This window comes from Paraburkholderia sp. GAS448, from assembly GCF_050435685.1.
Classification (GTDB): domain Bacteria; phylum Pseudomonadota; class Gammaproteobacteria; order Burkholderiales; family Burkholderiaceae; genus Paraburkholderia.
On sequence record NZ_JBNDKT010000007.1, the window covers coordinates 246947 to 273227 of the forward strand.

Annotated in this window: 20 protein-coding genes and 3 pseudogenes; 13 read left to right on the forward strand and 10 right to left on the reverse strand. The window is 60.5% G+C overall.

Annotated features, from left to right (window positions below):
• Positions 1–25: 25 nt before the first annotated feature.
• Genes P3T23_RS16370 through P3T23_RS16380 form a run of 3 tightly spaced genes read right to left on the reverse strand, consistent with a single transcriptional unit; the run spans position 26 to position 5910 of the window.
• Entirely contained in the window at positions 26–1483 is a 1458-nt protein-coding gene (locus P3T23_RS16370) for an efflux transporter outer membrane subunit (RefSeq protein WP_429317200.1), read from the reverse strand.
• 54 nt (positions 1484–1537) lie between these two features.
• On the reverse strand, positions 1538–4642 hold the full coding sequence (locus P3T23_RS16375) for an efflux RND transporter permease subunit (RefSeq protein WP_429317201.1): 3105 nt from the start codon (positions 4640–4642) through the stop codon (positions 1538–1540).
• Between the two features lie 11 nt (positions 4643–4653).
• On the reverse strand, positions 4654–5910 hold the full coding sequence (locus P3T23_RS16380) for an efflux RND transporter periplasmic adaptor subunit (RefSeq protein WP_429317202.1): 1257 nt from the start codon (positions 5908–5910) through the stop codon (positions 4654–4656).
• Between the two features lie 492 nt (positions 5911–6402).
• Between P3T23_RS16380 and P3T23_RS16385 the strand changes: the two genes are divergently transcribed.
• From P3T23_RS16385 to P3T23_RS16395, 3 genes and pseudogenes are all read left to right on the forward strand, one after another.
• Positions 6403–7077 (forward strand): heavy metal response regulator transcription factor, encoded by a 675-nt coding sequence (locus P3T23_RS16385; protein ID WP_429317203.1) that lies wholly within the window; start codon positions 6403–6405, stop codon positions 7075–7077.
• Positions 7074–8483, forward strand: a complete 1410-nt coding sequence (locus tag P3T23_RS16390; RefSeq protein WP_429317204.1) for a heavy metal sensor histidine kinase — start codon at positions 7074–7076, stop codon at positions 8481–8483. The genes P3T23_RS16385 and P3T23_RS16390 overlap by 4 nt, the downstream gene beginning before the upstream one ends.
• Before the next feature lie 98 nt (positions 8484–8581).
• A pseudogene (locus P3T23_RS16395) lies at positions 8582–8860 on the forward strand (VirK family protein); the annotation flags it as partial.
• A 104-nt stretch (positions 8861–8964) separates the two neighbouring features.
• Here P3T23_RS16395 and hemA read toward each other — a convergent pair.
• Complete coding sequence (gene hemA, locus P3T23_RS16400; RefSeq protein WP_429317205.1) at positions 8965–10308, reverse strand: glutamyl-tRNA reductase; 1344 nt, start codon at positions 10306–10308, stop codon at positions 8965–8967.
• Positions 10309–10876: 568 nt separating this feature from the next.
• On the opposite strand from hemA, the gene P3T23_RS16405 reads away from it, so the two are divergent.
• The 4 genes from P3T23_RS16405 to P3T23_RS16420 all read left to right on the forward strand — a co-directional run bounded on the left by P3T23_RS16405 (position 10877) and on the right by P3T23_RS16420 (position 14130).
• Positions 10877–11059, forward strand: a complete 183-nt coding sequence (locus tag P3T23_RS16405) for a hypothetical protein (protein ID WP_429317206.1) — start codon at positions 10877–10879, stop codon at positions 11057–11059.
• 350 nt (positions 11060–11409) lie between these two features.
• Entirely contained in the window at positions 11410–12864 is a 1455-nt protein-coding gene (locus P3T23_RS16410) for a catalase (RefSeq protein WP_429317246.1), read from the forward strand.
• A gap of 66 nt (positions 12865–12930) precedes the next feature.
• Positions 12931–13554, forward strand: coding sequence for an ankyrin repeat domain-containing protein (locus tag P3T23_RS16415; RefSeq protein ID WP_429317207.1), 624 nt, complete (start codon positions 12931–12933; stop codon positions 13552–13554).
• A 189-nt stretch (positions 13555–13743) separates the two neighbouring features.
• Positions 13744–14130 (forward strand): RidA family protein, encoded by a 387-nt coding sequence (locus P3T23_RS16420; RefSeq protein ID WP_429317208.1) that lies wholly within the window; start codon positions 13744–13746, stop codon positions 14128–14130.
• Positions 14131–14224: 94 nt separating this feature from the next.
• On the opposite strand, the gene P3T23_RS16425 is transcribed toward P3T23_RS16420, so the two are convergent.
• From P3T23_RS16425 to P3T23_RS16440, 4 genes are all read right to left on the reverse strand, one after another.
• On the reverse strand, positions 14225–15253 hold the full coding sequence (locus tag P3T23_RS16425; protein ID WP_429317209.1) for a dihydrodipicolinate synthase family protein: 1029 nt from the start codon (positions 15251–15253) through the stop codon (positions 14225–14227).
• Between the two features lie 153 nt (positions 15254–15406).
• Positions 15407–16504: a lactonase family protein gene (locus tag P3T23_RS16430; protein WP_429317210.1), complete on the reverse strand. Its 1098-nt coding sequence runs from the start codon at positions 16502–16504 to the stop codon at positions 15407–15409.
• Between the two features lie 299 nt (positions 16505–16803).
• Positions 16804–18111: an MFS transporter gene (locus P3T23_RS16435; RefSeq protein ID WP_429317211.1), complete on the reverse strand. Its 1308-nt coding sequence runs from the start codon at positions 18109–18111 to the stop codon at positions 16804–16806.
• 283 nt (positions 18112–18394) lie between these two features.
• Positions 18395–19291 (reverse strand): LysR family transcriptional regulator, encoded by an 897-nt coding sequence (locus P3T23_RS16440; RefSeq protein ID WP_429317212.1) that lies wholly within the window; start codon positions 19289–19291, stop codon positions 18395–18397.
• A 130-nt stretch (positions 19292–19421) separates the two neighbouring features.
• On the opposite strand from P3T23_RS16440, the pseudogene P3T23_RS16445 reads away from it, so the two are divergent.
• Both P3T23_RS16445 and P3T23_RS16450 read left to right on the forward strand, forming a co-directional pair.
• A pseudogene (locus P3T23_RS16445) lies at positions 19422–19715 on the forward strand (mandelate racemase/muconate lactonizing enzyme family protein); the annotation flags it as partial.
• Between the two features lie 211 nt (positions 19716–19926).
• Positions 19927–21297: an MFS transporter gene (locus P3T23_RS16450; RefSeq protein WP_429317247.1), complete on the forward strand. Its 1371-nt coding sequence runs from the start codon at positions 19927–19929 to the stop codon at positions 21295–21297.
• 115 nt (positions 21298–21412) lie between these two features.
• Here P3T23_RS16450 and P3T23_RS16455 read toward each other — a convergent pair whose 3' ends face one another.
• Positions 21413–22801 (reverse strand): MFS transporter, encoded by a 1389-nt coding sequence (locus P3T23_RS16455; RefSeq protein ID WP_429317213.1) that lies wholly within the window; start codon positions 22799–22801, stop codon positions 21413–21415.
• Positions 22723–22923: a hypothetical protein gene (locus P3T23_RS16460; protein ID WP_429317249.1), complete on the reverse strand. Its 201-nt coding sequence runs from the start codon at positions 22921–22923 to the stop codon at positions 22723–22725. Before P3T23_RS16460 ends, P3T23_RS16455 begins: the two co-directional genes overlap by 79 nt.
• A 469-nt stretch (positions 22924–23392) precedes the next feature.
• On the opposite strand from P3T23_RS16460, the gene P3T23_RS16465 reads away from it, so the two are divergent.
• The 4 genes and pseudogenes from P3T23_RS16465 (at position 23393) to yqhD (ending at position 26262) form a co-directional block, all read left to right on the forward strand.
• Complete coding sequence (locus P3T23_RS16465; RefSeq protein ID WP_429317214.1) at positions 23393–23734, forward strand: hypothetical protein; 342 nt, start codon at positions 23393–23395, stop codon at positions 23732–23734.
• A 217-nt stretch (positions 23735–23951) separates the two neighbouring features.
• Positions 23952–24806: an SDR family NAD(P)-dependent oxidoreductase gene (locus tag P3T23_RS16470; RefSeq protein WP_429317215.1), complete on the forward strand. Its 855-nt coding sequence runs from the start codon at positions 23952–23954 to the stop codon at positions 24804–24806.
• A gap of 88 nt (positions 24807–24894) precedes the next feature.
• A pseudogene (locus tag P3T23_RS16475) lies at positions 24895–25050 on the forward strand (SMP-30/gluconolactonase/LRE family protein); the annotation flags it as partial.
• Positions 25051–25107: 57 nt separating this feature from the next.
• Complete coding sequence (gene yqhD / locus P3T23_RS16480; protein WP_429317216.1) at positions 25108–26262, forward strand: alcohol dehydrogenase; 1155 nt, start codon at positions 25108–25110, stop codon at positions 26260–26262.
• Positions 26263–26281 lie beyond the last annotated feature (19 nt).

Consider the following 26281-nt stretch of genomic DNA (forward strand, 5'->3'; position numbering starts at 1 on the left):
GGCGATGCATGCTCACGCAAGGCGATCAATTGCCTGCGATCTGTTTGCCGGGAAAGGGAAGGGGATCGGAGCGATTCCACCATCCACCGCCCAGCGCCTGGAATAGTGCCGCGGTATCGGCGAGGCGTGCCGACTGTGCCTGAACCACCGCAAGCCGTGCTGCCTCCTCAATCTGCTCCGCGTTTAGAACGTCCAGATTCGACATCGCGCCAAACTGCTGCTGCTTTTGAGTCAGCTCCATGGACCGGGACGCGGCCTGTTCGGCGATAACTGCGGCTTGCAGCGTATTGGCGTCGTACTGCAATGCCCGCAAAACATCGGCGACGTTCTGATAGGCGCCGATCACGGTCACGCGATACTGCGCCGCCGCCTGGTCGAACGCTGCCTGTGCCGCGCGCTGACGATGCATGAGCGTTCCGCCGTCAAAGATCGGTTGGGATAATTTGCCGATCACGGTGAAGAACTGGTTGTACGGCGAAAAGGCATTGGCGATCGCACCCGGCGACGTGCCGAACGACGCCGTCAATGAGAGCTGTGGCAGGCGGTTAGCAATCGCGACGCCGACCTGTGCACTCGCCGCGTGCAGTGTCGCAGCCGCAGCGAGAATGTCCGGGCGTTGCTCGACCAGCTTCGACGCAATGCTGACCGGCAACTCCTGCGGCAGATGCAAGGAAGAGAGTTCGAAATTCGCGGCCAGGTCCTCATTCGGCAAGCCACCAACAAGCGCAATCAGTGCGTTGCGCTGCAGGGCCAGTTCTTTTTGCATCGACGGCAGCCGTTCCTCAGCCTGGGCCAACACGGCCTCTTGCTGAAGCACGTCCGATTGCGCAATTTCACCCAGCGCATATTCGCGCTGCAGGACATCCCGGAGTTGCGTGGCCGCCTTGATCGTTTCCTGTTGCGCGGCGATCTGTCCGCGCAGTCCAGCCTCTTGAATGGCAGCCAGCACGACGTTCGTGCTCAGGGTCAGATAAGCCGCCTCCAGCTCGAAGCGCTGATTGTCAGCCTGCGCCGCAAACGATTCGACCGTCCGGCGGCCGAGGCCGAACGCGTCAAGAGAATACGAAACGGTGAGGCCGGCCGAATAGAGCGAATAGATAGATTTGTTGTTCGCAGCAACCGGTGCGAGGCTTGCAGTTGAAGTCTGGTTCTTGCTGCCGGATACGTCGAGTCCGACGCTGGGCAAGCGTGTGCCGCCTTGCGCGAGCATGTTTTCCCGCGCCACCCCGAGCGCGGCCTGGGCCGCTGCGATCGTGGGATTGGCCTTGAACGCCCGGTCCACGAGGTCATTCAGAGGCTGCGACTGAAACAGTTCCCACCACCGGCCCGAGATGTCCTTGTCCTCGATGAAGCTTTGCGCCCCACCGAATTGAGCGGGTGCTGATGTTGTGGTCCGCGCGAGCGGCTCCGGCGTGTATCCGGCGCCGCTCGGCGCCGACGGCTGCTTGAAGTTCGGACCGACCGCACAACCTGCGAGTAGCAAGGTTGCTAAAAGGCTTGTAGAGCGCCTGAAAGCCATGACTGAAGAACCCCCTTTCTATTCTGCAAATTGTGGCTGGGATGCGGACTCGGCTGACGTGCGCGGGGCCCGTCGCTTGCCGCTAAACCAGGGGTAGACAGCAGGCAGCACCAGCAGCGTCAGCAGCGTGGCGGACACCAGTCCGCCGATCACGACGGTAGCAAGCGGTCGCTGGACTTCAGCACCCGAGCCGGTGGAGATCGCCATCGGCAGGAAGCCCAGGCTCGCGACGGTCGCGGTCATCAGCACAGGCCGCAACCGGGTCATCGCGGCTTGCATCGCGGCCTCGACGGCATCGAGACCGCTTGCGCATTTTTCTTCGATGTAACTCACCATCACCACACCATTCAGGACCGCAATACCGAACAGCGCGATGAAGCCGACCGCAGCGGAAATGCTGAACGGCAGTCCGCGCATTGAAAGCGCGAAGATTCCGCCGATCGACGCAAACGGCACATTGAAGAAGATGAGCGCGGCGAGCCGCCAGTTTTTGAACATCAGGAACAGCAGCGCAAAAATCAACGCGAGCGCGGCCGGTACGACGACCGCAAGGCGCGACATCGCTTCCTGGAGATTCTGGAAACTCCCCGCCCACGAAACAGAATATCCGGGCGGCAGATGCACCTGTGACGTGACCGCCTGCTGCGCAGCCGCCACAAAACCGGCAAGATCGCGGCCGCGCACATTGGCTTGCACCGTGATGACGCGCTGTCCCTGCTCACGTGCAATCGCAGAGGGCCCCGGCTCCATGCGTATGGCAGCGATCTCGCTCAACGGAACGGCGCGGCCCGCGCCGTCGCTGACACGCAGATCGCCGATTCTCGCAACGCTGTCCCGATCATGCGGCTGAAGGTGAACGCGGATATCGAAGCGACCGTCGCCGTCGACGATTGTGCCCACGGTGCGACCGCCCAGCGACTGCACGAGGTCGAGCACCTGACTGGCATTTAATCCATAGCGCGCGATCGCCTCACGATTGACGACGATGCGCAGATAGGGCTGGCCGATAGTCTGTTCGGCCTCGACGTCGGCGGCTCCGGGCACGCGTGCGAGAACGGCGGCCACGCGCTCCGCCGTATCGTGCAGCGTGTTGAGGTCGTTGCCGTGGATTCGCACGGCAACGTCTGCCTGTACGCCCTGCAGCATGTCGTCCATGCGCATTTCGATAGGCTGCGCCCAACTCAGTTGCAGGCCGGGGACGTCGCGGTTCAACGCTGCTGAATAAGCGGCGACGAGTCCTTCCTGAGTCCGCGCAGTGCGCCATTGGGAGGTCGGCTTGAGCATGATGAACGTATCGCTCTGCTCGACCCCCATCGGGTCCGTCGGAATCTCCGAGGTACCACCCAGAGTGACCGTCGACTGCACCTCCGGAAAGCGCATCAGGGTGCGCTCGATCATCGTCTGCGTTTGAATGGCCGAGGCGAGCGAGATGCCAGGCAGTTTGGTCGTCGTGACAGTCAGCGCACCTTCGTCGAGACGCGGCAGGAATTCGGCGCCAAGGCGCGAGCCGGCCACGCAAGCGCTCAACAACAGCAGCACGGCCAGTCCCATCACAATGCCTGGATGGCGGGCGGTTCGCGCCAGCGCCGGCTTGTACATGCGGCGAGCCCATTGGATGATGCGGCTGTCATGTTCCGCCACCTTGCGCCGGAGCAGAAAACTCGCGAGCACCGGCATGAGCGTGAGGGTGAGCGCAAGCGAAGCGACGAGTGCGAAGATCACGGTCATCGCCATCGGTTTGAACATCTTTCCTTCGACACCTTGCAGGCTAAGGATGGGCAGGTAGACGGCAGTGATAATCACGACGGCATACGTGACCGGTCGCGCGACTTCCTGGGCCGCCTCGCGGACCGTCTGCAGGACCGGGCGGTCCGGCATTTCCGCGCGTCGGCGCACGACGTTTTCAATCAGCACGACGGCGCCGTCGACGAGAAGACCGAAGTCGATCGCACCCAGGCTCATCAGGTTTCCGGACATACCGGCGTAATACATTGCGGTAATGGCGGCCAGCATGGAGAGCGGAATGGCCAGCGCCACGATCAAGCCGGCGCGAGCGTTACCCAGCAGCAAAAACAACACCACCATGACGAGAACCGCACCCTCGGCCAGATTGTGGGCGACGGTATGGAGGACGCGGCCCATGAGATCCGCACGGTTGTAGTAGGGCGCTATCTCGACACCAGGGGGAAGGGAGCGCTGGATCTGCTTGATGGTCGATTCAACATTCTGCGCAACTACCCGCGTGTTCTGGCCGAGCGACATCAAGACGACGCCCACCACTGCCTCGCCGTGGCCGTCTCGCGTCACGCCGCCAAGGCGTGGCATCGGCGCCTCGACCACCCTGGCGACGTCGTGCACGTAAAGCGGCGCGCCGCCGCTGCGCGTACGCAACACGATGTTGCCGATGTCTGCGCTCTTTTGCAGCAGACCCTCGCCGCGGATGATCGCCTCACCGCCGTTGTGCTCGATCGTTGCGCCACCGGAGGCACCGTTGTTCACTTGTACGGCATTGAATACATCGTCGATTGACAGGCCGTAGCGAGTCAAAGCATCGTCCGAGACCTGCACTTCGTAGGTCTTGAGTTCGCCGCCATTGACGTTGACGTCCACCACGCCAGGCACCTGGCGCAGACGAGGAGCGACCTGCCAGTCGAGGATCGTGCGCAAGTCCATCAACGACTGTCCCTTGCCACGCACCTGGAACTGGTAGATTTCGCTCAGGCCATCGGAGAGCGGCCCTAGCTGCGGTGCACTGGTACCCGGCGGCAATTGCACGGTCTGCATACGCTCGGTCACCAGGTTGCGATCGAGGTAGATGTTCCCGCCGTCCGCAAAGCGCACGTAAAGTACGGACACGCCGTAACGCGATATGGAGCGCAGCCCCTGCATGCCCGGCAGGCCCTGCAGCGCCAGTTCGATCGGCGCGGTGATGTTGCGCTCGACATCGAGCGGCGCAAGACCCGGCGCCTGGGTGGTGACCAGTACCTGAAGAGGCGAAATGTCAGGGTCGGCATCGAACGGCAAGCGCTGCATGCTCATGAAGCCGATACCGGCCAGAAGCAGAACCAGAAGCAGCACGACGGCGCGGTTCCCGAGCGCTGCGTCAATAATCTTTGTAATCATGGGGTGGCCTCTCAGCCTTCGTCCGGAATGGCGTTCTGAAGGAAATCGGCTTTGAGCCAATAGCTGCCGTTGGTCACGACCTGCGTACCCGCCTTCACGCCCTCGATAATTTCAGTGAACCCGCCGCTGCTGACACCCGTGCGGACGACTTGCTTCGCAAAGTGGCCGGCGCCGGACGGAATAAAGACCGCTGTTTGACCATCCACGTCCTGCAGCGCGCTATCCGGCACCAGTACGGCATCGCGACCGAGCGGCGACGCGATATTCGCTGTGGCGAACATATTGGCGCGCAGGGCACCGTCGGGGTTCGGCAGGTCGCACCGCACGGTCACGGTACCGGTGTTCGGATCGACCTGGTCGGCGATGTAGGTGACGTGTCCGGCGAACTGTTTGCCGGGATACGCATCGACCGTGACGGCGACCGCGTCACCCTCTTTGATGGTGCCCAATTCCCGTTCAGGGACATTGGCTTGCAACCAGACTGTCGAAAGATCCGCCACTGCGAAGATCTGCAGCGACGTGTCGACGATATCGCCGGGCGCGGCTCCCACCGAATTGATCACACCGTCAAAGGGCGCCACTACAGCGCCCAACGAATCGCCGGGACCCAGTCTGGTCAAAGCGGCGTTGTCGCCACCCCTCGCGAGCGACCCGGTCGGCACCAGCCGCTGTCTCATGCCCAGCCACTTTTGCAACTCCGCCTCGCGCGAGCGTAACGTTGCCTGCGCGCTTGCGACCATCGAACGACGGCGCTCGAGTTCGCTTTGGGCCATCGCACCAATGCCAACCAGCTCGGTGGCACGCGTCAACGCCACCTGGGCGGTCGTGGCCGCGACCGTCGCGTCCGTGACCGCGGCCTGGGCGCTCGCCACCTGACTGCGCACATCGCTGAGATCGAAGTCATCCAGGACGGCGAGCCGTTGGCCCGCCCGCACGCGTTGCCCCACCACAACGTCAATTGCTTCGATCCGCCCGCGCGATGGAGAACTGACTTGAGCGAGATGCCTTGCGTCGAAACTGACCACGCCCGTGGCCTGCACCGAGCGCACAAGCGGCCGGAGCTCGGCGTTGGCGAAGTGCAGATCCATATTGGCGAGCGCCTCGCGAGGCACGTCCACTGCGGTGGGTACCGGCTGGTTAGACGCCACGGCGGAGGGTGGCGTCGTGTTCGCCTCGGCCGGAGAAAACGCATGAAAAGCGATCAGACTGCCGACGGCCACGACGCCGGCGGAGCCAATCGATACAAAAAGCCGCCTGCGGGTCAGCATGTCGCCTCCGCGCGCGCTGTCCGGCGCGACTGGGCGCCCCGGCCAATATCGTCAGTATCGTTGGCATCGCTAACGAAGCTGTGAAAAGCTCGCATGCACATCGAAGACGTATGGATATTTTGCATTTTCTGTGATCACTCAAGCATTGGAATGAAGGTCGACCCGAAAGCCGTTCCGGTTGACCGTGGAGTGATCTGATTTTTGCCTCGGCGCAATGAACGTGGTGTGGCGCGAAAATGACTTTTCGGTCATTCCTTCGTCATCGCGAGGATGAGCGCCCCAAAGACGAAACAGCGCGTAACTGGTACGATTCACTTGAGGCCATCGGCTTGCTCGCAACCACAACCTGGCCGAAAATGACTGATAAGTCATCCGCACCAAGATGGCAAAAATGTAATTTTCTTGCCATTCGTCTGTATCAATCGCCAGGATAGCTTCGACAATGCGGCGTTGGCTCCGCTTTAGCTTCCTGACCTAAAAGGTATTCGTGTCATGAGGATCCTGATCGTTGAGGACGAGCCCAAGATGGCGTCCTACCTTCGCAAGGGGCTGACGGAAGCCAGCTTTACTGTCGATATCGCCGCGGACGGGAGGGACGGACTGTTCCTCGCGTTGCACGAGGATTTCGACCTGATCGTGCTCGATGTGATGCTGCCGGAGCTGGATGGACTCAGCGTGCTTAAACGCCTGCGAATGGAAAAAAAGCACACGCCCGTGCTATTGCTCACGGCGCGGGATACGGTCGAAGACAAAGTCGCCGGCTTCGAATCGGGCGCCGACGATTACCTTTCCAAGCCGTTCGCCTACGCCGAGTTGCTGGCGAGGATTCGCTCGCTGATCCGTCGGGCGCCACGTACAGCGCGCGATGTCCTGGTAGTCGGGGATCTTGAGATCGATCTGATCAAACGGAGAAGTCGACGTGGGAACGCGCGCATCGACCTGACGGCCCAGGAATTTGCGCTTTTGCAACTTCTTGCTGAACGGCAAGGGGAGGTGCTGACACGAACGTTCGTAACGTCACAGATCTGGGATATGAATTTCGACAGTGACACGAATGTGGTCGACGTTGCTGTCAAACGCCTTCGCGCGAAAATTGACAGCGCATTCGACAATAAATTGCTGCATACCGTTCGAGGCATGGGCTACGTGCTCGAGGACAGATCTTGACTGCCTCTGCCAGACCTGCCGTCGCCAGACCGTATTCTCTACTCAAGCGCCTGACGGTAGCGATCTCGGTCGTTGCGCTATTCGTGTTTGCGTTGGTGGGTGGTCTGCTATACAACACGCTAGGGCTCGAACTCCAACGGCGAGATGACACCGAGATCGCCGAGAAGCTGGATCAGTTTCTACAACAGGCTCGCGATTTCGGTTCAACACAGGTGCTGCGCCAAAAAAGTGCGGTTTTCCATGAAGTGCTGCAGTCGCATCCTGCCGTCTATCTCCTGATCGCGAACAGCCGCGGCGACATCCTGGTCCAGCATTCGAACAAGCCGTCGCGCGAGTTGAGATCTATCGGGTCAAGTCACCCCGGTCAACATACGGCGTATACGTGTGATCCCCCAACCATCGGAACGTCCCGCTGCATCTTTGCGGACGAAACTCTGCCCTCAGGCGAAGGGATTCGCGTCGTTCTCGCGCACGTGGCGGCGGAACGGCAATCGCTACTCGACACCTATCAAGTCGATGTTTGGCTAGCGATTGCCGCGGGGTCGATCTTGATGGGCATCCTGGGTTATGCAATAGCGGGCAGGGGACTTTCGCCTGTAAAAGCGATTGGCCGTCAGACGTCAACCATTGAAGCGCACAGGCTGAACGAGCGCCTCGATATCAGCGCGGGTCCCATCGAATTGCAGGAAATTGCGGTATCGGTCAATCGCATGCTTGACCGTCTGGAACGGGCGTTCATGCGCCTGAGCCAGTTTTCGTCGGATCTGGCTCACGATATGCGAACACCGTTAGCGAACGTGATCAGTTCGTCGCAAATCACGCTGTCCCGCACTAGGACGACGGAAGAATACGAAAACCTGATCGACTCCAATATTGAAGAGTGCGAGCGTCTTCATCGAATGATTGAGAACATGTTGTTTCTCGCGCGAAACGACAATTCAAAGCAGTATTTCAAGCTGGGTGAAGTAGACTGCCGCGGCGAGCTCGCGAGGCTTACCTCGTATTTTCAAGGCATCGCCGAAGGGACGGGGGTCCGCTTCGTCATCGATGGCAACGCCACGATCTCCGCGGACCCAACCATGTTTCGCCGGGCAGTCAGCAACCTGATGTCCAATGCACTGGATCACGCCGCGGTGGGAACCGACATCGAACTGCGTACGTACGAATCGGAAGGCTATGTGACCATCGAGGTCACGAATAAGGGGCAGCCCATTCCCCCTGAGCACATCGAGAAAATTTTCGACCGGTTTTATCGAGTCAATGCGGCGAGACACGGGTCAGCCAAGAACACCGGGTTGGGTCTTGCGATCGTGAAGTCGATCATGGAGTCGCATCGGGGCAAGGTGGAAGTTGTGAGCAATCGCGACAACACGACCTTCGCGCTGTATTTTCCACGCTCTGCCTGAATCCACGCCGTCGTAAAGGCTAGAGTCCCCTTCAGGGGTGCGACCTTCACGCCTTCTGGCGTACCTGACGATCACGCCCTGCTCGGTCAGGGAGCGCGACGCCGGCTGCCGCAATATCTGGCGGATTTGCGATACGTGATTTCATGGAAGTGCCTGCCAATGGCATCGATTTCGCTGACGAGCACCTTACCGTAAGGCCTGACGGCGCGGCGGTGCTCGAGTTGATTCAGTATCGCGTGATGCCCGCCAACACCGCGACCGTTACGGTGCGATCACTGTCACCAGTGACATACCAGCCAGTGTCCACGCCGCAAGTATTTCAGTGTACTTTGGGAGAAGGTCTTCGCTTCGTCCATGTTTCGCGTGAACGTGATTGACACGGCGCCGTCGCCTTACAGGCGATAGCTCGCGCTGGCCGGTATTGCGTCGCTTTCTCATTAGAGTGACAGCGCGCGCCGGCAGAGAAATGCAGCGAGCGCCGCTAACGCCCGGGCGACCCTGAATGACTGTAGAAGCCGGACAACAGGTTGACGAGCTTGTCACGATCGTCGCCACAAGCATGCGTGAGCGCATGCGTCGGACCGTGGATGAATTTATTGGTGATCGCATGCGACAGTGCTTCGAGCACTGCGGCAGGGTCGTCGCCGCGTGCGAGCATTTTCTGCGCACGCTCGAGTTCAACTCGCCGCAGCCTGTCTGCCTGCGTGTGCATATGGCGGATCAGCGGCACCACGCTGCGCTGCTCGAGCCACCGCATAAACCCCTGAACCCGCGTCTCAATGATCGCTTCGGCTTGCGCGACCGCGGCCTGGCGCATCGAGGTGCCTTCGCGCACGATCGTGCCCAGATCGTCGACCGTGTACAGGAAGATGTCTTCGAGCTGCCCAACTTCCTGCTCGATATCACGTGGCACCGCGAGGTCGAGCATGAAGATCGGCCGGCGTTTGCGCGCCTTGACTGCGCGCTCGACTGCGCCGAGGCCGATGATCGGCAACGTCGACGCGGTGCACGACACCACAATGTCGAACTCGTGCAACCGCTCGGGCACATCCGCCAACGGAATAGCCTGACCGCGGAAGCGATTGGCCAGATTGCTGCCGCGCTCGGGGGTGCGGTTCGCGACTACCAGCGCTTGGGGCGCTCGCGCCGCAAAATGGGTAGCGCACAGCTCGATCATCTCGCCCGCGCCGATGAACAGCACGCGCTGGCTCGAGATTTCGTCGAAGATCCGTTGCGCCAACCGCACCGCGGCCGCGGCCATCGATACCGAATGTGCACCGATGTCGGTCTGGCCGCGCACTTCCTTGGCGACGGAGAAGGTACGCTGAAACATCTGGTTCAGGTAGGTGCCCACCGCGCCGACCTCGGACGCGGCGCGCACCGCCTCCTTCATCTGACCGAGGATCTGCGTTTCGCCGAGTGCCATGGAGTCGAGGCCCGAGGCGACGCGCATCGCATGGCGCACCGCCTCCGATTGCGGCAGCGCGTAGACATGTGGCGCCAGCTCGTCAGCCGGAATGCCGTGATATGCGGACAACCACGCAATCGCGTGCTCAGGGGCGGCTGGGTCATCGCTCGCGCAATAGATTTCGGTGCGATTACAGGTCGACAGGATCGCCGCTTCGGAGAGCGCGTCGCTGCTGAAGGCGGGGGGTTCAGCCGCCGGCGCAGTGTGCGCCGCCCCGCCGCGCACGCTGTTGCGCCCCCGCCAGGCGGCTCTCAGCGTCTGCAGCGCGGGTCGGATCTGTTCAAGCGGGAACGCCACGCGTTCGCGCAAGGCGACCGGCGCGGTGTGGTGATTGATCCCGATCGAGAGCAGTTGCATGTAAGGACAATGAGTCGGCGGATGGGCTGAGCAGCATGCTATGGTTTGCGACACCCGACTGCCAATGGTTTGTCTTTATAGATCCAATAGGCGCGCAGACCATACCGCATATAAGGACTTTCCCTTTTTAGCAAGCTCTATCCGGTCATGCGGTTGCGGTGCCACGGTCAGCGGGCGCCAGGCGAGTCGGCACATACGACGGATCGAAGCGCTCGCCCTTGGCCAGAATCACCCACAGGGCGAAGCTGGATCCAGGTTATGTGCGTTCGTCGCGTCAGCTGGCGGTAACGCCGAGCATAGCGACACCTGCGCACACTGGGGCGGTTACCTTGAGGGCGCCTGCTTGAAAGGACCGGGGAAGTCTTTCGATTGACATGTAGGAATCCATATGAGTTAGGTGGCGTAAGTGCCTCCTGTGACGCGTATAAAACAGGTTACTTTCGGCTGGCTTTCTGGTCGACACGTCGATGTTAGGAGCCTTACGGCCAGAAGAGTAAGGCGCTAAGAGCGAAAGTCGCGGAGAGCATGCGGCAGTGGCCGATTCAGGACCGGTGCCGCGAGTCTTCCCATGCGGCATATCTACGAAGCGCAAGCACTTGCACAGTACGTCAAGGCAGGATTGCCTTACATCAAAGGCAACTGCCTGCCGATACGCTTGATCGAGGACGATACATCGACCGTCGCCAACGCTGATTTCGTCCACAATCGGATCGGCTCGACGGTTAAGCCAAAGGTCTTTCTGGACGATTGATATCACGTCGTTACGATGGACAACGAGCGTGAGCTTTCAACCTCCACTTTGGCAATAGATTTTTTTGATCAATTCAATAGCGCGAGGCATGAAAAATTTGTCATCTCCCCGTCTCCTGAATGTCTGAATTGCCGCCCTAAGATGCAGCAGCGGTTGTGCCAGAGGTTGACGTCGAGCACGAACTAGCTGCCCTCGGAATCGACGATCGCGCTTCCGCGACCTGACATGCCCTCGCGCCCCGTGTTAAAAAGGAATCCACCATGAAAAGATCTAAGGCTTATCTCTCAGTAAGCATTCTCTCCGTTGTCTCGGCCATCGGTCTTGCTGAACTGGCTCACGCGGAAGGCGTGATGACCCGTGACACTGGCGCGCCTGTCGCCGACAATCAGAACTCCGAGACCGCCGGTCCCGAAGGCCCGGTTGTGCTGCAGGACTCGAATCTCATTGAGAAACTGCAGCGCTTCGATCGCGAGCGCATTCCTGAGCGCGTCGTTCACGCGCGTGGCACCGGCCTCTTCGGCGAGTTCGTGCCGAGTACCGACATCAGCTCGCTGACCACGGCCAAGGTGTTCACGCCGGGCACGAAGACCCCAGTCTTCGTCCGCTTTTCGACTGTGATGGGCTATCGCGGATCGCCGGAGCAGGCTCGCGACCCGCGCGGCTTCGCGATCAAGTTCTACACGCAGCAAGGCAACTGGGACATGGTCGGCATCAACTGGCCGGTGTTCTTTATCCGTGACGCCATCAAGTTCCCGGACTTCGTGCATGCGAACAAACCGTCGGCAGTGACCGGCGTGCAGGATCCGAACCTGGCCTTCGACTTCTTCGCTCACTCGCCCGAAGCGACCAACATGCTGACGCACCTGTACACGGACGAGGGCATGCCTGACTCGTACCGTCACATGGATGGCTTCGCCGTGCACGCGTTCAAGTTTGTCAATGCTCAGGGCGAAGTTCACTACGTGAAGTTCCACTGGAAGAGCCGCCAGGGCGTCCAGGGCATCCGCCCGCAAGACATCCCGCATTCGATCGGCGCCGACTGGAACATGATGACCAACGACCTGTACAACTCGGTCAAGGCACATTCGTATCCGCAGTGGGACCTGTATATCCAGGTGATGTCGCCGAAGGATCTGGCCAAGTACGACTTCGACCCGCTGGACGACACGAAGGTATGGCCGACGTCGATTCCTGAGCAAAAGATCGGCACCATGACGCTCAACCGCATTCCGGACAACTACTTCCAGTCCACGGAAGAGTCCGCGTTTGCGCCGTCGCGCCTCGTGCCGGGTATCGAGCCTTCCGAAGACCGGATGTTGCAGGGTCGCCTGTTCGCCTACGCCGATACGCAGATGTACCGTCTCGGACCGAACTACATGGATCTGCCGATCAACCGTCCTGTTGTGCCTGTGAACAACAACAACCAGGACGGCTTCATGAATGGCAGCGACCGCAAGGGTGAAGTCAACTACGAGCCCTCCGGTATCAACGAAATCTCCGAGCAGCCGAAGTACAAGGCCGTGCGGACACCGGTGTCGGGTACGATCCAGCAACAGGCGATCCACAAGACGCTCGACTTCCGTCAGGCCGGCGAGTACTACCGCACCTTGTCCGATCAGGACAAGACGGACCTGGTGACGGCGCTGTCGGCGGACCTCTCACACGTAACGAACGATGCGAACAAGTACGCGATGCTGTCGTACTTCTACAAGGCTGATTCCGACTACGGAACCCGTCTTGCGAAGGCGACGCACGCGGATCTGTCCAGGGTGCAGAGTACGGCTGCGCACCTGAGCGAAAACTAAGCCGTAGCGTTGAGCCTGCGCGAGCAGGCTCATCTTTGCCCGCAACCGACTTTCGACGGAGCACACATGCAATGCATTTCTACCGCGCGGCGCAGGATTCGCAGCGCGGCGGCCGCGGCCATAGCGGTATTGATGACGGTGGGTTGCGCGCAGCACATGTACCTGTCGCAAGGGTACTCGGGAGCAGATAACACAGCGGCCGCATCGAAGTACACCGACGACTGGTTTGCCGCGGCGCGTGCCGGACGAACCGATATCGTCCAGTTACTGATCGACGCGCACTATCCGCTCGAAACAAAGACGCCTGAGGGATACACGGCGCTGATTCTTAGCGCGTATGACAATCATCCGGACACGCTCAAGGCCTTGCTTGCCGCCGGCGCCAATGCGTGCGCGGCGGATCAGCACGGCAATACCGCACTAATGGGCGCACTTTTCAAGGGCGAGACGAACATCGCAAAGATACTGCTGGATACGCCCTGCAATATCGATCAGGCCAACAATGCCGGCGAAACCGCATTCTCGTTTGCGGCGCTGTTTGGCCGCCTCGACATGATCCCGGTGCTGGTGGCGCACGGCGCCAACGCGAACCACGTGGATGCGCGCGGCGGCACCGCACTGCAAATGGCTATCGCACAGCGCAATACGGCGGCGGCCGATGCGCTGCGCCAGGCAGGCGCGACGGAGTGAACCTGGGCTTGTCCGGGAAAAGATCGCTTCGGAGGTTTACCACAAATCTGCCAAAGTAGTGTTAGATTGAACCGCTGGGGCCTCATAACGTGACCCCTCCGCCGACCACTAGCATTGATGTAGTGACCGTTGAGAGGCGAGCGCACGCGGACCCTTGTCGATTTTTCCCTCTAGCTTAGGACTTAACCGATGAGCGAATCTACCAGGCAACCGTCGAAGGGTGGCCACTATAGTCTCTGGCGCCGCGCGGGTGGTCTGATTTTTGTGGCGGGTCAGGTCCCCCGAGATCCCGAACGAAACATTGTCGGCGACACGATCGAAGAGCAAACGACCGCGGTGCTCAATAATTTGCGCCTTGTTCTGGAAGACGCCGGCACTGATTTCAGCCGGCTCGTTCGCGTCCAGGTGTATCTGTCCGACATGAGCGAATTTCAGCGGTTCAACGCCGTCTATGCCAAAGTGATGGGGAGTGCCGCCCCCGTACGAACCACTATCGGATGCGCGCTCAACGGCGTGCGTATCGAAATCGATGCTGTCGCGGAACCTGCAGACGAGTCGACCAGCCCGCAGCAGTAGTGAAGTCAGCATTTCGTGGTGCGATCCACTGTTGGCGCGCCGTCCGGCGGGCAGGATGCTGGCGCGACGGGATCGCCCCGCCAGCCAGCAGTTGCTACTGAAGTTCGCGCAGTCTCTTCGTCTGCCTTCTGACCAGGCGGTCGACGTCGGCGATATCAGCCTCCGACAATCGGGGGCCGGGCTTGCGGAGCCCTGACGAGGCGAGAACTCCTCGTTGCGCCATCAAATGCTTTCTCACCGCAAGACCGATGTTCGACTGCTGCTCATATCGTGCAAGGGGCAAATACGCGTCGAAAATGTCGTGCGCCCGGTCAATGTCCCCGCTTGCGTGAGCCTTGCACACGTCAACCATCATTTCGGGGTAGGCGAAGCCGGTCATCGCGCCATCGGCGCCCCGTGTCAGTTCCTCTGGCAAGAACAAGCCGCCGCCGTTGCCAGTGAGTATTGAGAGCCGCCTGACGTCGCCTTTCTCGCTTGCGGCGCGGATCGCAGACAATTTGGCAAGTCCTGGCGAGTCTTCGTGTTTCAGCATGACGCATGTCGCCGAATTCTTCATGATGCGCAGTATCACCGTTGTGGACATTTGCACACCGGTAGACACAGGGTGATCCTGCAAGACCCAGGGGCAGCGTTCGCCAAGCGTTGCGTTGACCATATCGAAATACGCCACGATCTGTTCGTCGGTGCGCAGCGTCGGCGCGGGCGCCACCATAACGCCGGAGGCGCCCATGTCCATCACGCTCGACGCCAGTTCGCGCATTGGCGCAAAACCCGATGCCGAAGCCCCGACCACAACGGGTACGCGGCCTGCTACTCTGGACAGTACGCGCTTGACGAACGTGCGCGACTCCTCCGCTGTGAGCTTGGTCGCTTCGCCCAGGATGCCGAGGATCGTCAGGCCAGCCGCCCCGGCTTCAAGATAGAAATCCACCATTCGGTCGGTGCTCACCAGATCCAGATTGCCGTCATCTGTAAATGGTGTCACTGCGATCAGATATACGCCTTTGGCGTTCTCATCCAGTAACCTGGTCAAAATTTCCTCCAGATTGCTCAGGGACGCAGCCGGACGGGCGAGCACGTCGTCGATAAAATAAACCTCCGGACGGCGCTCCGTCTCGTACATCGATACTGCCTTTGGCGGCGCATCAATGCCTGAGTATAGTTAAGCTAAACGTTCGATATGAAACAAATAAAATGGCAGCAATGTATTTGCCAGGTGATTCTCCTTACGTTCGTCGTTGCGGCGAAAACCTCCCCCTCTGCGGATGTGCCGAAGCTAAATACGCGGTGCCCAGGTTCGGGCGACGATCTCAACCCAATTTGCGCCTTGACCGCCGCCACTGGATGAGCATAGCGCCAATGCGCCAGATTCCGCGTCGATGCTGAATAGCGAGACACGCGTCGATCTCTCACCGCATACGACGAGAAACCGACCTGACGGATCGATACAGAAGCCGCGCGGTTGCGCTTCGGTTTCGACGTGGCCGGCATGTTCCAGCATGCCGTCAGATCTCACGCGCAGCACGAGGAGGCGGTTCGTCGTACGTTCGGAGATATAGACGAAGCGGCCATCGGGACGTACATGGATATCTGCGGCCCAGATCAGCGATGAAAGCGTTGTCGGGTCTGGCTGTGGATCGGTAGCGGGAGGCCGCGCAAAGCCATCGTTCATCCCGGCAAGGACGCTTGCACGCGGAGATACGCCGTGCAGTCCCAGCTTGCCGTTGGCGGCGTCGCGCCGGAACACGGCAACGGTTGCACGAAATTCGCTGAGAACGTAGAGCCATTCTCCGCCGGGCGACAGACGCATGTGACGCGGACCGAAGCCGTCTTCAAACGACACGGTATCGACCACTGTAAGCAACTGCGTCTGGTTCTCGTCGATCTCGCAGCAGAGTAGCTCGTCGTTGCCGAGAGACGTCACGTAGACAAAACGGTTGTCGTCCGATACAACCACGGCATGCGCATTTCGAACGCCGGACAGGGTTTGGAGCGGAGTGCTGTCACCGCTATCCAGCCGCGCGACACTGTACACGATCACTTCGTGGCCGCCGTACGATGCGCCGAACAGAAAGCGGCCCGATCGGTCCGTCGCGATCGATACGAGGCTTGCATCGATCGCAATGCGGTATTCGTCGGTGAGATGACCGGTGCGCGTATCCAGCGCACATTTTACGAGCGACGGCGCGACGCCTCGCGTCGCTGCGTAGATCGTCCTCTGATCGGCGCAGACCGCGAGCGGCATCACCTGGGAGCCGATCGCATGCCGTTCGCTGGCACGCAACGTTGGTGTCGATGTGTCGAGCTCGTAAGTCGACAGGTGACCATCCGCTGAGTTGGAGACCAGTACAATGCAACTTTTCAAAATATCCACAATGTTCAATTTGATGGGAATTGCGACAGGTGATTAGCATTAGCTCGGCTTGAGAGTACTCATAGTACGTCTCAGTTTGCGTATGCGCTTGACGGCGGCCTACGGCGCCGTGAATACGGGCACGGAGACCTTGGGCCGCCTTTTCGACAAAGAATCAGCTGGTGTTCGAAGGGCCAGCCAGCGTTCCCGTGTGCAGCGGGGCGCGGTGCGCACGTTGGTGCTCTTGGGGCGGGCCACTGGAGGCGGTGTTGTCGTCATCGGTGATATCGGCGGGTAGGCGAAACCCCGGCGCATCGACATCACTTGTTCACCAGCCGCGCGGGAATCAGCGCGAGGATCAGCACAGCGGATAACGTCAGCGAAGCCGCGACGACGAGCAGCCCCGACGTCAAAGTATGCGTGACCGTCTTCAGCCACCCTATTACGGACGGACTGATGAACCCGGCGAGATTGCCTGTGCAGTTGATCAACGCGATGCCCGCTGCCGCTCCCGTGCCGCCGAGGAACGCGGTAGGCAGCGCCCAGAACATCGGCAACGCGGTCACGACACCGCTCGCTGCGAGAGTGAGCCCGATCATCGACAGCAGTGCATGGTCGCCGTTGAACGCGCAGATCGTGAATCCGAGCGCGGCCACAACCGCGGGCATGGCGACATGCAGCCGCCGCTCGCGCGTGCGGTCGGCGCTGCGGCCAGCCGTGATCATCGAAACGAGTGCGACCGAGTACGGGATCATCGTCAACAGGCCGATCATGAACGGATCGCGGATGCCGGTGCCGCGGATGATCGTCGGCTGCCAGAAGCCGATCGCGTATGAGCCCATTACGATGCCGAACAGAATCAGGCACAGCAGCCAAACGCGCCCCGACGTGAACACCATCCGCACCGAGCCGTGTGTGTGCGTCGACGCATCTGCATCGATCTCGTCCTGGATCATGCGCTTTTCATCGGGGCTGAGCCATTCTGCGTCGGCAATACGGTCGTCGAGATAGAAGAAGACCACAACCCCAAGCACGATTGCGGGCAATGCCTCGATGATGAAAAGCCACTGCCAGCCGGCCATTCCCCAGGTGTTGTGCATCACTTGCATGATAGACCCGGAGAGCGGGCCGCCGAAAATACCCGAAACCGGATTGCCCGCCATCAGCAGCGCGATCATCTTGCCGCGGCGGTGAGACGGAAACCAGTAGGTCAGGTAGAGGACCATGCCGGGGAAGAAGCCGGCCTCCGCGATGCCGAGACAGAATCGCATGACGTAGAACATCACCGGCGTCTGCACGAAGGCCGTCGCAATCGACAGCACCCCCCACGTCGCCATGATGCGTGCAATCCAGCGCCGTGCGCCGAATCGATGCATCAGCAGGTTGCTCGGCACCTCAAAAAAGAAGTAGCCGACGAAAAACAGTCCTGCGCCGAGTCCATACGCAGCTTCGCTGAGGTGCAGGCTGTTGACCATCTGCAGTTTTGCGAAGCCCACGTTGACACGGTCGAGATATGCAACCACGTAGCCAACGAACAGCAGCGGCATGAAACGCAATGCGACACGCCTGAAAAGCCAATCGGCGTCATTCGATTCAAACGCCGGGGCGAGAGAGGTACGGACGAACATGACAGTCTCCTGGCCCACCTTGATGTTATCGGTTGCCGTGGCGGGCAAATTGGCGAAGCGTTCATGTGTTGCCTGAATGAACGACAAGCGTCCCGCTATCGCTGGCGACAGGAGTATCGCGTGCGATAGGCGCATGAAGAAGTGGTGGCCGGTTGCTTCAAACACTAATTATTTTTTGGTCCGGCCAGGCGAATCATCGTTCTCGCTATCCGCGTGAGCGTCGAACCGTGCCTGCGCGCCCTTGCGCCCGGCAAAGAGTCGTTTCGGATGCGGTGGAAATGGCTTACGCGTCAGCGCCGTGCAGGTTTTCTTTCAACAATTCGACGGTCACCTCCCGAAACTCTTGCACGAGGCGCACGCGCGCCGACGAGCGGTTCCACAACAGCCCCACTACGCGCTTGGGGAACGGATGCGGGAGCGGCCATTTCGCCAGCGACAGGCCCGCGAAGCGCGTCATGAGCCAATCGGGAACGAGCGACACGCCAAGCCCGCGATCCGTCATTACCGCGAGCGCATCGAGCCCGTCGAGCTCGCAGCGCTGACGGGGCTTGATGCCGTGCTGTCGCAAATAGCCGTCGGCGAGCTGGCCCCCGACGACATTGCGGTCATAGCGCAGAAACGGCTCTGTCTGGAGCGTCGCATGCGGATCGGTGACCTGCATCGATGCCTGCGTCAACAGCACCAGCGGTTCCTCGCGGAACGTGTGCCAGTCACAGCTTTTCGGCAGCTCGAAAAGCGGCTGCACGAGCACTGCGGCATCGAGGTCGCCGCTCACGACCTTGCGGTACAGATCCGTCGAAGTACCGGGTTCGAGATAGATATCGATCTGTAAATGACGAGTCAGCAGTTTCGCAAGGACGTCCGGGATCAGACTCGTCATCATCGTCGGCGTGCCGCCGAGGCGCAGCTGGCCGGCCAGGACTGGCGCGTCGTGCAGATCGGACTTCAGGTCGCGGACTTCATGAAGCACCGTGCGGGCGCGATTAAGGATGCGTTCGCCGGCCTCGGTCGTTGCGACCGTGCGGCCGGAACGGCGCACGAGTTTCGTCCCCAGTTCGGCTTCGAGCATCTTCACGCGTTTGGCCACGGCGGCCGCCGTCAGGTCGAGTCGACGCGCGGCTTCCGCGATTGATCCGAGTTCGACCACGTAGACAAAGCTCTGCAGATAACGAGAGTCCATCGATAAAACTTTTATCTTTTAAAGAAACCACAGGATACTGTTTTTGATCGTCACGGGTTATCACAATTCATTGCGAGTGAGTGCGTGTCCTGAAACGCGCGGCCACCGTTCAACAGGAGGAGTGCTGGAAATGCCACGAATCGAATCGATTTCCGTTTGCACGGCCGTCGTTCCACTGGAACGCGTGACTTCGTTCGCCACGCGGACGGTGGCGAAACGCGAGTATGGTCTCGTCAAAGTCCGCTCGAGCGACGGCGTCGAGGGTATCGGCTTTTGCTACGTCGGCAGCGCAGGCGGCGAACTGCTGCGCGTGGCAGTCTAGCAATTACTCGCGCCCGTTCTGATCGGAAATGATCCTTATGCGGTTGAAGGACTCTGGCAGCGGATGTATCAGGAAGCGCTGCTTCAGGGCCGCGCCGGCACGACACCGGTGTCGCAAAACCAGCTGATCGCGTGCCAGCCATTCGAAGATGGCTGCGAATCCGTGCAGATCGGCACGCACTGAACAAACCGAACAAGCTCGCGCCAGGCAGCGATCGAGAACGGTCATGGAGGCGTTAATGGGGCGCGAAGAAGGTCGTTCTGTGCAGCATGACACAGCCGTTGCTCGCTCATTTCGTGAATCACTGCTGGCGATGCTCGGTATCGGCCTCGTCAACATGCTCGTCGCACTCGATCAGACGGTCGTCAGTACGGCGCTGCCTTCCATCGTCGCCGATCTGAATGGCGCTGAATACTACGCGTGGATTGCAAGCGTTTATCTGCTTGCGTCCGTCGTGTCGGTACCCATCTTCGGCCGACTCGGCGACTATTTCGGCCGCAAGGGCTTCGTGATTGCATCGATCACCACGTTTGTGGTCGCGTCTGCGCTATGTGGACTCGCGCCAGGCGTGGGGATGCTTGTATTCGCACGGGCGCTGCAGGGGATCGGCGGCGGAATGATGGTGGGCACAGCATTCGCGTCGATCCCCGATCTGTTTCCCGATCCGCACGCCCGTGTGCGCTGGCAGGTCGTGATGGCGGGTTCCTACGGAATCGCGACGGCAGCCGGGCCGTTCCTCGGCGGATTCCTGAGCGCTGTCTATGGCTGGCGCGCGACGTTTCTCGTCAACCTGCCCGTCGGGCTTGCCGGCCTCTATTGCTCGATTCGGTATCTGCCTCGTATCGAACAACGGGACAGACAGCGCACCACAATCGATTGGACCGGCGCACTGTTGCTGTCGATCCTGCTCGGATCGCTGCAAATGGGCATCGAGCGGCTGCCCACCAGGGGGCTTGCCTCCTCAATGCTCGCGTTTGTCGCGATTGCGATCGGCTCATGTGTCTTGTTGTACGAGTGCGAGAAACGCCACGCGCATCCGATTCTGCCGGTCGACCTGTTCGCCGACCGCAATCTCGTGCTGCTCTTCCTGCTGTCGTTTGCCGCGGGCTTCGCGATGTTTTCGCTGCTTTTCTTTATGCCGCTGCTGCTGCAAACGGGCTTCGGCATGACACCGCAGGCGGCCGGCATCGCGGTAACGCCGCTACCTGTGGGCCTGGCACTCGGCAGTCTCGCGAATACGCGGATCGTCACGCGTTTGCGTGCGCCGATGACAATCGTCACGGTCGGCTTTGCGCTGATCGGCGCGGGCTGCATCGGCGCGACGATGCTCAGCGGAACTAGCCCTCATGCGCTGGGCGCTGCATCGATGGGTGTGGCTGGCGTCGGGCTCGGCTTCATCTTCAACAACCTGAACGTCTTTGCGCAGGAATTGAGCGGGCCTACTCGCTTCGGCATTACGACCGCGCTGATCCAGTCGACGCGGATGGTCGGCGGCATGCTGGGAACGGCCACGATTGGCACGCTTGTCTCGCGCAGCCTGGCGCTCGGAGGCGGTCAGGCCGCCGTCGTGCATGCGATCCATATGGGTTTCGCAATCGACGTCCTGGTGGTATGCGGTGCGCTGCACTTTACGCGGCGCGTCGTCGGCGTGCACTTGCGCCGGTCGGGGGCGGTCCAGCAATGACGCCGCTGTCGCGAGCAGCGTCTGTGGCCAGCCGGGACCGTAAGGCGAGAGGCGGCGCCGAGCGAGATTATGAGGCGCATCAAAGGGCGCACGTCGAGCGAGTTGTACGAATCGGTTAGCCTCGTCCTGTGTCTGTCGTTGGAATTCCACGAGCTTCGACGCGCAGGAGAAGAAGCAGCGCGATCAGGACAAGCAGGACCGTCAAGCCAGAGAAGATTAGCGTGGCGCGTTGAATGCCGGCGACCTGCACAGCCATGCCCAGGCCGATCACGGGGAGCGAGATTGCGACATAGAGCACGACGAAAAAGCTTGATGTAACCTCGGCCCGCCGGTCGGGCGGGCTTTTCGCCGCCAGCTCTCCCAGTCCCGCGCGAAGGCTGATTCCCTGTCCAATTCCAGCCAGTGCCGTGCCGATCAGCAGCGCGACCAGTGAGCGCTCCGGCACGCACAGCGCGACACCCAGCAAGCCGGCAAGCAGCCCAATGCATCCGCCGGGCTGCCGCCAGCGTGGCGTGATGGAAGCCTGTACCGTCTGCCCAAGAGCCGAACATGCAAAAAGCAGGAACACGATCGCGCCAATTACGACACCGCTGTGATAGTCGAGTACGGCCCGGATCAGTTGCGGTGCAACGGCAGCAAAGAAGCCCACCACGACGAACCCGGCAAACCCGGCTACCGCCGCTGGTACGAACACGCCGCGTACCTCGGCGGGCAATGAGATTCTTTGAAACCCGAGTTTCACGCGTTCCGGAAGCTGTGCTGTTTCCGGCGCACTCCATACCCCCACCATTGCAATCGCAACGAGTACCAGATGCACGACATACGGAATTTGCATCGGCCGTGGCAGGAACTCGACGAGTATCCCGCTCAACAACGGGCCGCAACCCAGGCCCAGCATGTTGGAGGCGGTGGCCGCGAGGGTGGCGTGCCTGCGCCATGCAGGCGGCGCGAGTTCGATCACCGCGACGGTCGCGGTTCCGGTAAAGATGCCAGCCGAGACACCCGAGAGCAGTCGCCCCAGCATGAGACCCCATTGCCCACCGCTCAGGAGGAAGGTTACCGCTGACGCCGCCGAGGCACATAGACCGGCGAGCAGCATGCGCCGACGACCAAGTTGATCCGACCAGTTGCCGACGGTCAGCAGCGCACCGAGGACACCAATCGCATAGCAGGCGTAAATCACCGTGATGACGGTTGCTGTGAAGCCGTACTGCAGTTGGTAGTATCGATAGATCGCGGTCGGTAAGGTTGTTCCCATCATGTTGATCAGGAACGCCATGATAACCACCAGGAAGGCGGTGGCCGATTGCTGCCTCGTGGAAATGCCTTTCATCACACTGTCCCTTGCTGACGTTGCGCGCCGTGTTCTGCGCGCCGATGCGCGATTGCTGCCGTTCGTTCGTTGCCGTATAGCTGCATAGACTTTCAATTTGCGTTGTGTTCCATTGTTGTCGCGACGAGTGCCGGGGCTGCAGCCGCTTGCGTGAGCTCGTCGCTCGACCATCCTCCGCCGAGCGCGTGCAAGAGTTGCACATTTGCGCTCAGCTGACGCGTCTGGATATCGAGCTCGCTGCGTTGTGCGTCGAGTGCTACGGTCTGCGCCTGCACGACATCGAGGTGACCCACGGTGCGTTGCCGGTATTGGCGCAACGCGAGATCGACCGAGTACTGGGCTGCATCTGCCGCCTCCCGTTGCTCGCTAAGCGCGCTGCCGAGGTAGGACAGCAGGGCAAGGTGTCTTCAACCTGCTGGAACGCTGACAGAACCATGCTGCGGTAGCGCTCTCCGGCTTCCTCGGTTGCGGCCTTCGCGGATTTGAGCTGCGCACGACGATCAGCGCGATGATGGCCGACTGGCGGCGAGACGCGGACGAACCTGAATCGGTTTGATTGGCAGATCCTGAAAACACCCTGGTTTGGGGCCGCTAACTGCTGCCAACACTCGCAGACAACGCTTGTTTCGCGACGGCCTGAGATAGTGCATGTCCACATTGGGTGCATGGCGAGGTGCGCTCCATGCTCCCGAAGAATCTACTCTATCAAAACATAAGTCGTCGTGCGAAGACTTATTTTAGCGCTGCAGAAACCAGAGAGTCATGAAGGCCCCAAAGCCCGCTTTGACCGACGTAGTTCACACGCACGAGATTGCAGGGATCTTCAACGCAATGTGGTTTGTTCAATTGAACGACCGCAGTGTGTCGATTGAAAGCAGGCTCAATACGTTCTACAGCGAGTACAACGACACGCTGTTGACGCGATGGCGGCTTCGACTGTTTCTTTACTCCTCGGTTGAAGGACTGCAGATGGCGGCCTGGCGAGTGTGGCGGTCCTGCTGCTTCCGCTTTAACTCGACCGTCCTCGTGTGGCGCGCTGTGCAGCCTGACGCTTGTGACTTCCTTGCCATTTGTTTGATGGTCTGGCCCTTCGCAAAAATATAAGTCGTCAGTTGACGATGTAAATTATCGGCGATATCCTCGTGTCCAAAGAGGTGGCTGAACGGCGGTTAACCCACGGGTGAATCGCCCTGCGCGCGGCTGGAGTGAACCATGAGCAATATCAAGTGAATAGGGAATGGCCGTTGTCAGTCGCTGCGTTTGTCGGCGGCCACGGTCTGTCGCCGGTTGACGTTTTATGAACAACCAGGAAGAACTATTGATGACACACTTTGCTTTTACTCCCGGATCGGTTGCTGTCGTGACGGGCGGTGCAGCCGGCATTGGACTCGCTGCTGCGAAGCGGTTCGCGCAGCTTGGACTTCGTGTCTGCATCGCGGATCTAGGTGAGGACCACCTCATGCGTGCGGCGCAGGAGATTGGCAGCCTTGCGGTGCGAGGAGGAAACGATGTGATGGCCGTCGAGACGGACGTGAGCCGCGCAGAGGACCTGCGCCGCCTCGAGGCGGCGGTTCGGGATCGCTTCGGCGGTACGGATATCCTCATGAACAACGCAGGGATTCAACCGGGTAGCGCCATGTTCGGGGCGGCTGCTAACTGGGAACGGGTGCTCGATGTGAATCTGTGGGGCGTCATTCGTGGCACTCAGACCTTCGTGCCCGGGATGATCGCACGCGGCCGCCCGGGCCTCGTCATTAACACCGGTTCGAAGCAGGGCATCACGACGCCGCCCGGCGACCCGGCCTATAACGTGTCCAAGGCCGGTCTGAAGGCGTTTACCGAAGCGCTCCAGCACGAATTGCGCAATACGCCAGGCTGCCAGATCAGAGCGCATTTGCTAATCCCAGGCTTTGTGTTTACGGCTCTTACCGCGAAAGGTCGTATCGGGAAGCCGGCCGCTGCCTGGACGCCTGAGCAGACCGTCGATTTCATGTTGGAGCGGCTGGGCGCCAACGACTTCTACATTCTGTGCCCCGACAACGATGTGCCTCGGTCCCTCGACGAGCGACGCATTCTGTGGGCTGCAGGAGACATCGTCGAGAATCGACCGGCCCTGTCGCGCTGGCATCCCGATTACAAGCAGGCGTTCGAAGCGTATATCCAGAAGGACGACTGAGCTGCCGGCCCCGCGGATCGCAAGTGGAAGATGAATGATGGCTGGGGTTCCAATGTGGTGACGGAGCGAAACCTATCCGGATCCGGCGGTGGAGGTCCTCGATCCGCGCTTTCTGAAATACCGCATTGCCAATGCCGCAGTGGAGCGGCTTGCGACGAGAATGCGCTTTAGTGAGGGGCCCGTGTGGTTCGGCGACGGCCGCTTCCTGCTATGGAGTGATATCCGGAACAACCGCATCATGCGATGAGATGAAGAAACGGGTGCGGCGATCAGCCAAATTAGTGTAAGGAAGAAAGAATCAATGCAGAACTTTACGTTTCATAACCCCACCCGGATCATTTTCGGCGAAGGCCAGATTGCCGCGCTCGATGCGTATGTTCCAGCCGACGCGCGCGTTCTTATTACGTGTGGCGGCGGCAGCATCAAGAGCAACGGCGTGCTCGCGCAAGTGCAGGCTGCGCTCGGTGAACGCGCCTGGTTCGTCTTTGGCGGCATCGAGCCGAATCCAACTTACGAAACCCTGATGCAGGCGGTTGAGCTTGCCCGCGAGCAAGGCATCGATTTCCTGCTCGCTGTAGGCGGCGGCTCGGTGATCGATGGCACCAAGTTCATCGCGGCTGCGCTGAAGTTTGACGGAGACCCTTGGGACATTCTTGCCAGGCAGGCCGATCTGCGTGACGCGATGCCGTTCGGTAGCGTGCTGACGCTGCCCGCCACCGGTTCGGAGATGAACAATGGCGGCGTCATCAGCCACCGCGCGAAAGGCGACAAGTTGCCGTTCCGCAGTGACGCGACCTATCCGGTTTTTTCGGTGCTCGATCCGACGACGACCTATTCGTTGCCACCGCGGCAGATTGCCAACGGCGTGGTCGATGCGTTCGTCCATATCGTCGAGCAATATCTGACTTACCCGGTCGACGCGCGGGTGCAGGACCGTTTTGCCGAAGGGTTGCTCATTACGCTGACCGAAGTTGGTCCGCAAGCGCTTGCCGAGCCGCACAACTACGATGTGCGTGCAAACCTGATGTGGACGGCGACCCTGGCGCTGAACGGTCTGATCGGTGCAGGTGTGCCGCAGGACTGGGCTACGCACATGCTGGGCCACGAGATCACCGCGTTGCACGGACTCGACCACGCGCAAACGCTCGCCATCGTACTGCCGGCGATGCTGACTGTGCGCCGCGAGCAGAAGCGGGAGAAGCTGCTGCAGTACGCCGAGCGTGTATGGAGCATCACCAAAGGCAGTGACGACGAACGCATCACTGCCGCAATCACGGCGACCCGAGTGTTCTTCGAGCGGATGACCGTGGGGACCCGCCTGCGCGACTATCAGATTGGCGGCAGCACCATCGGGACGCTGATCGCGAAGCTCGAAGAGCACGGGATGACTGCACTGGGGGAACACGGCGACGTCACACCTGAGGTCAGCCGCGAGGTCTATCAATTTGCAGTTTGAGCGGCGCCTTGTCCGCTTG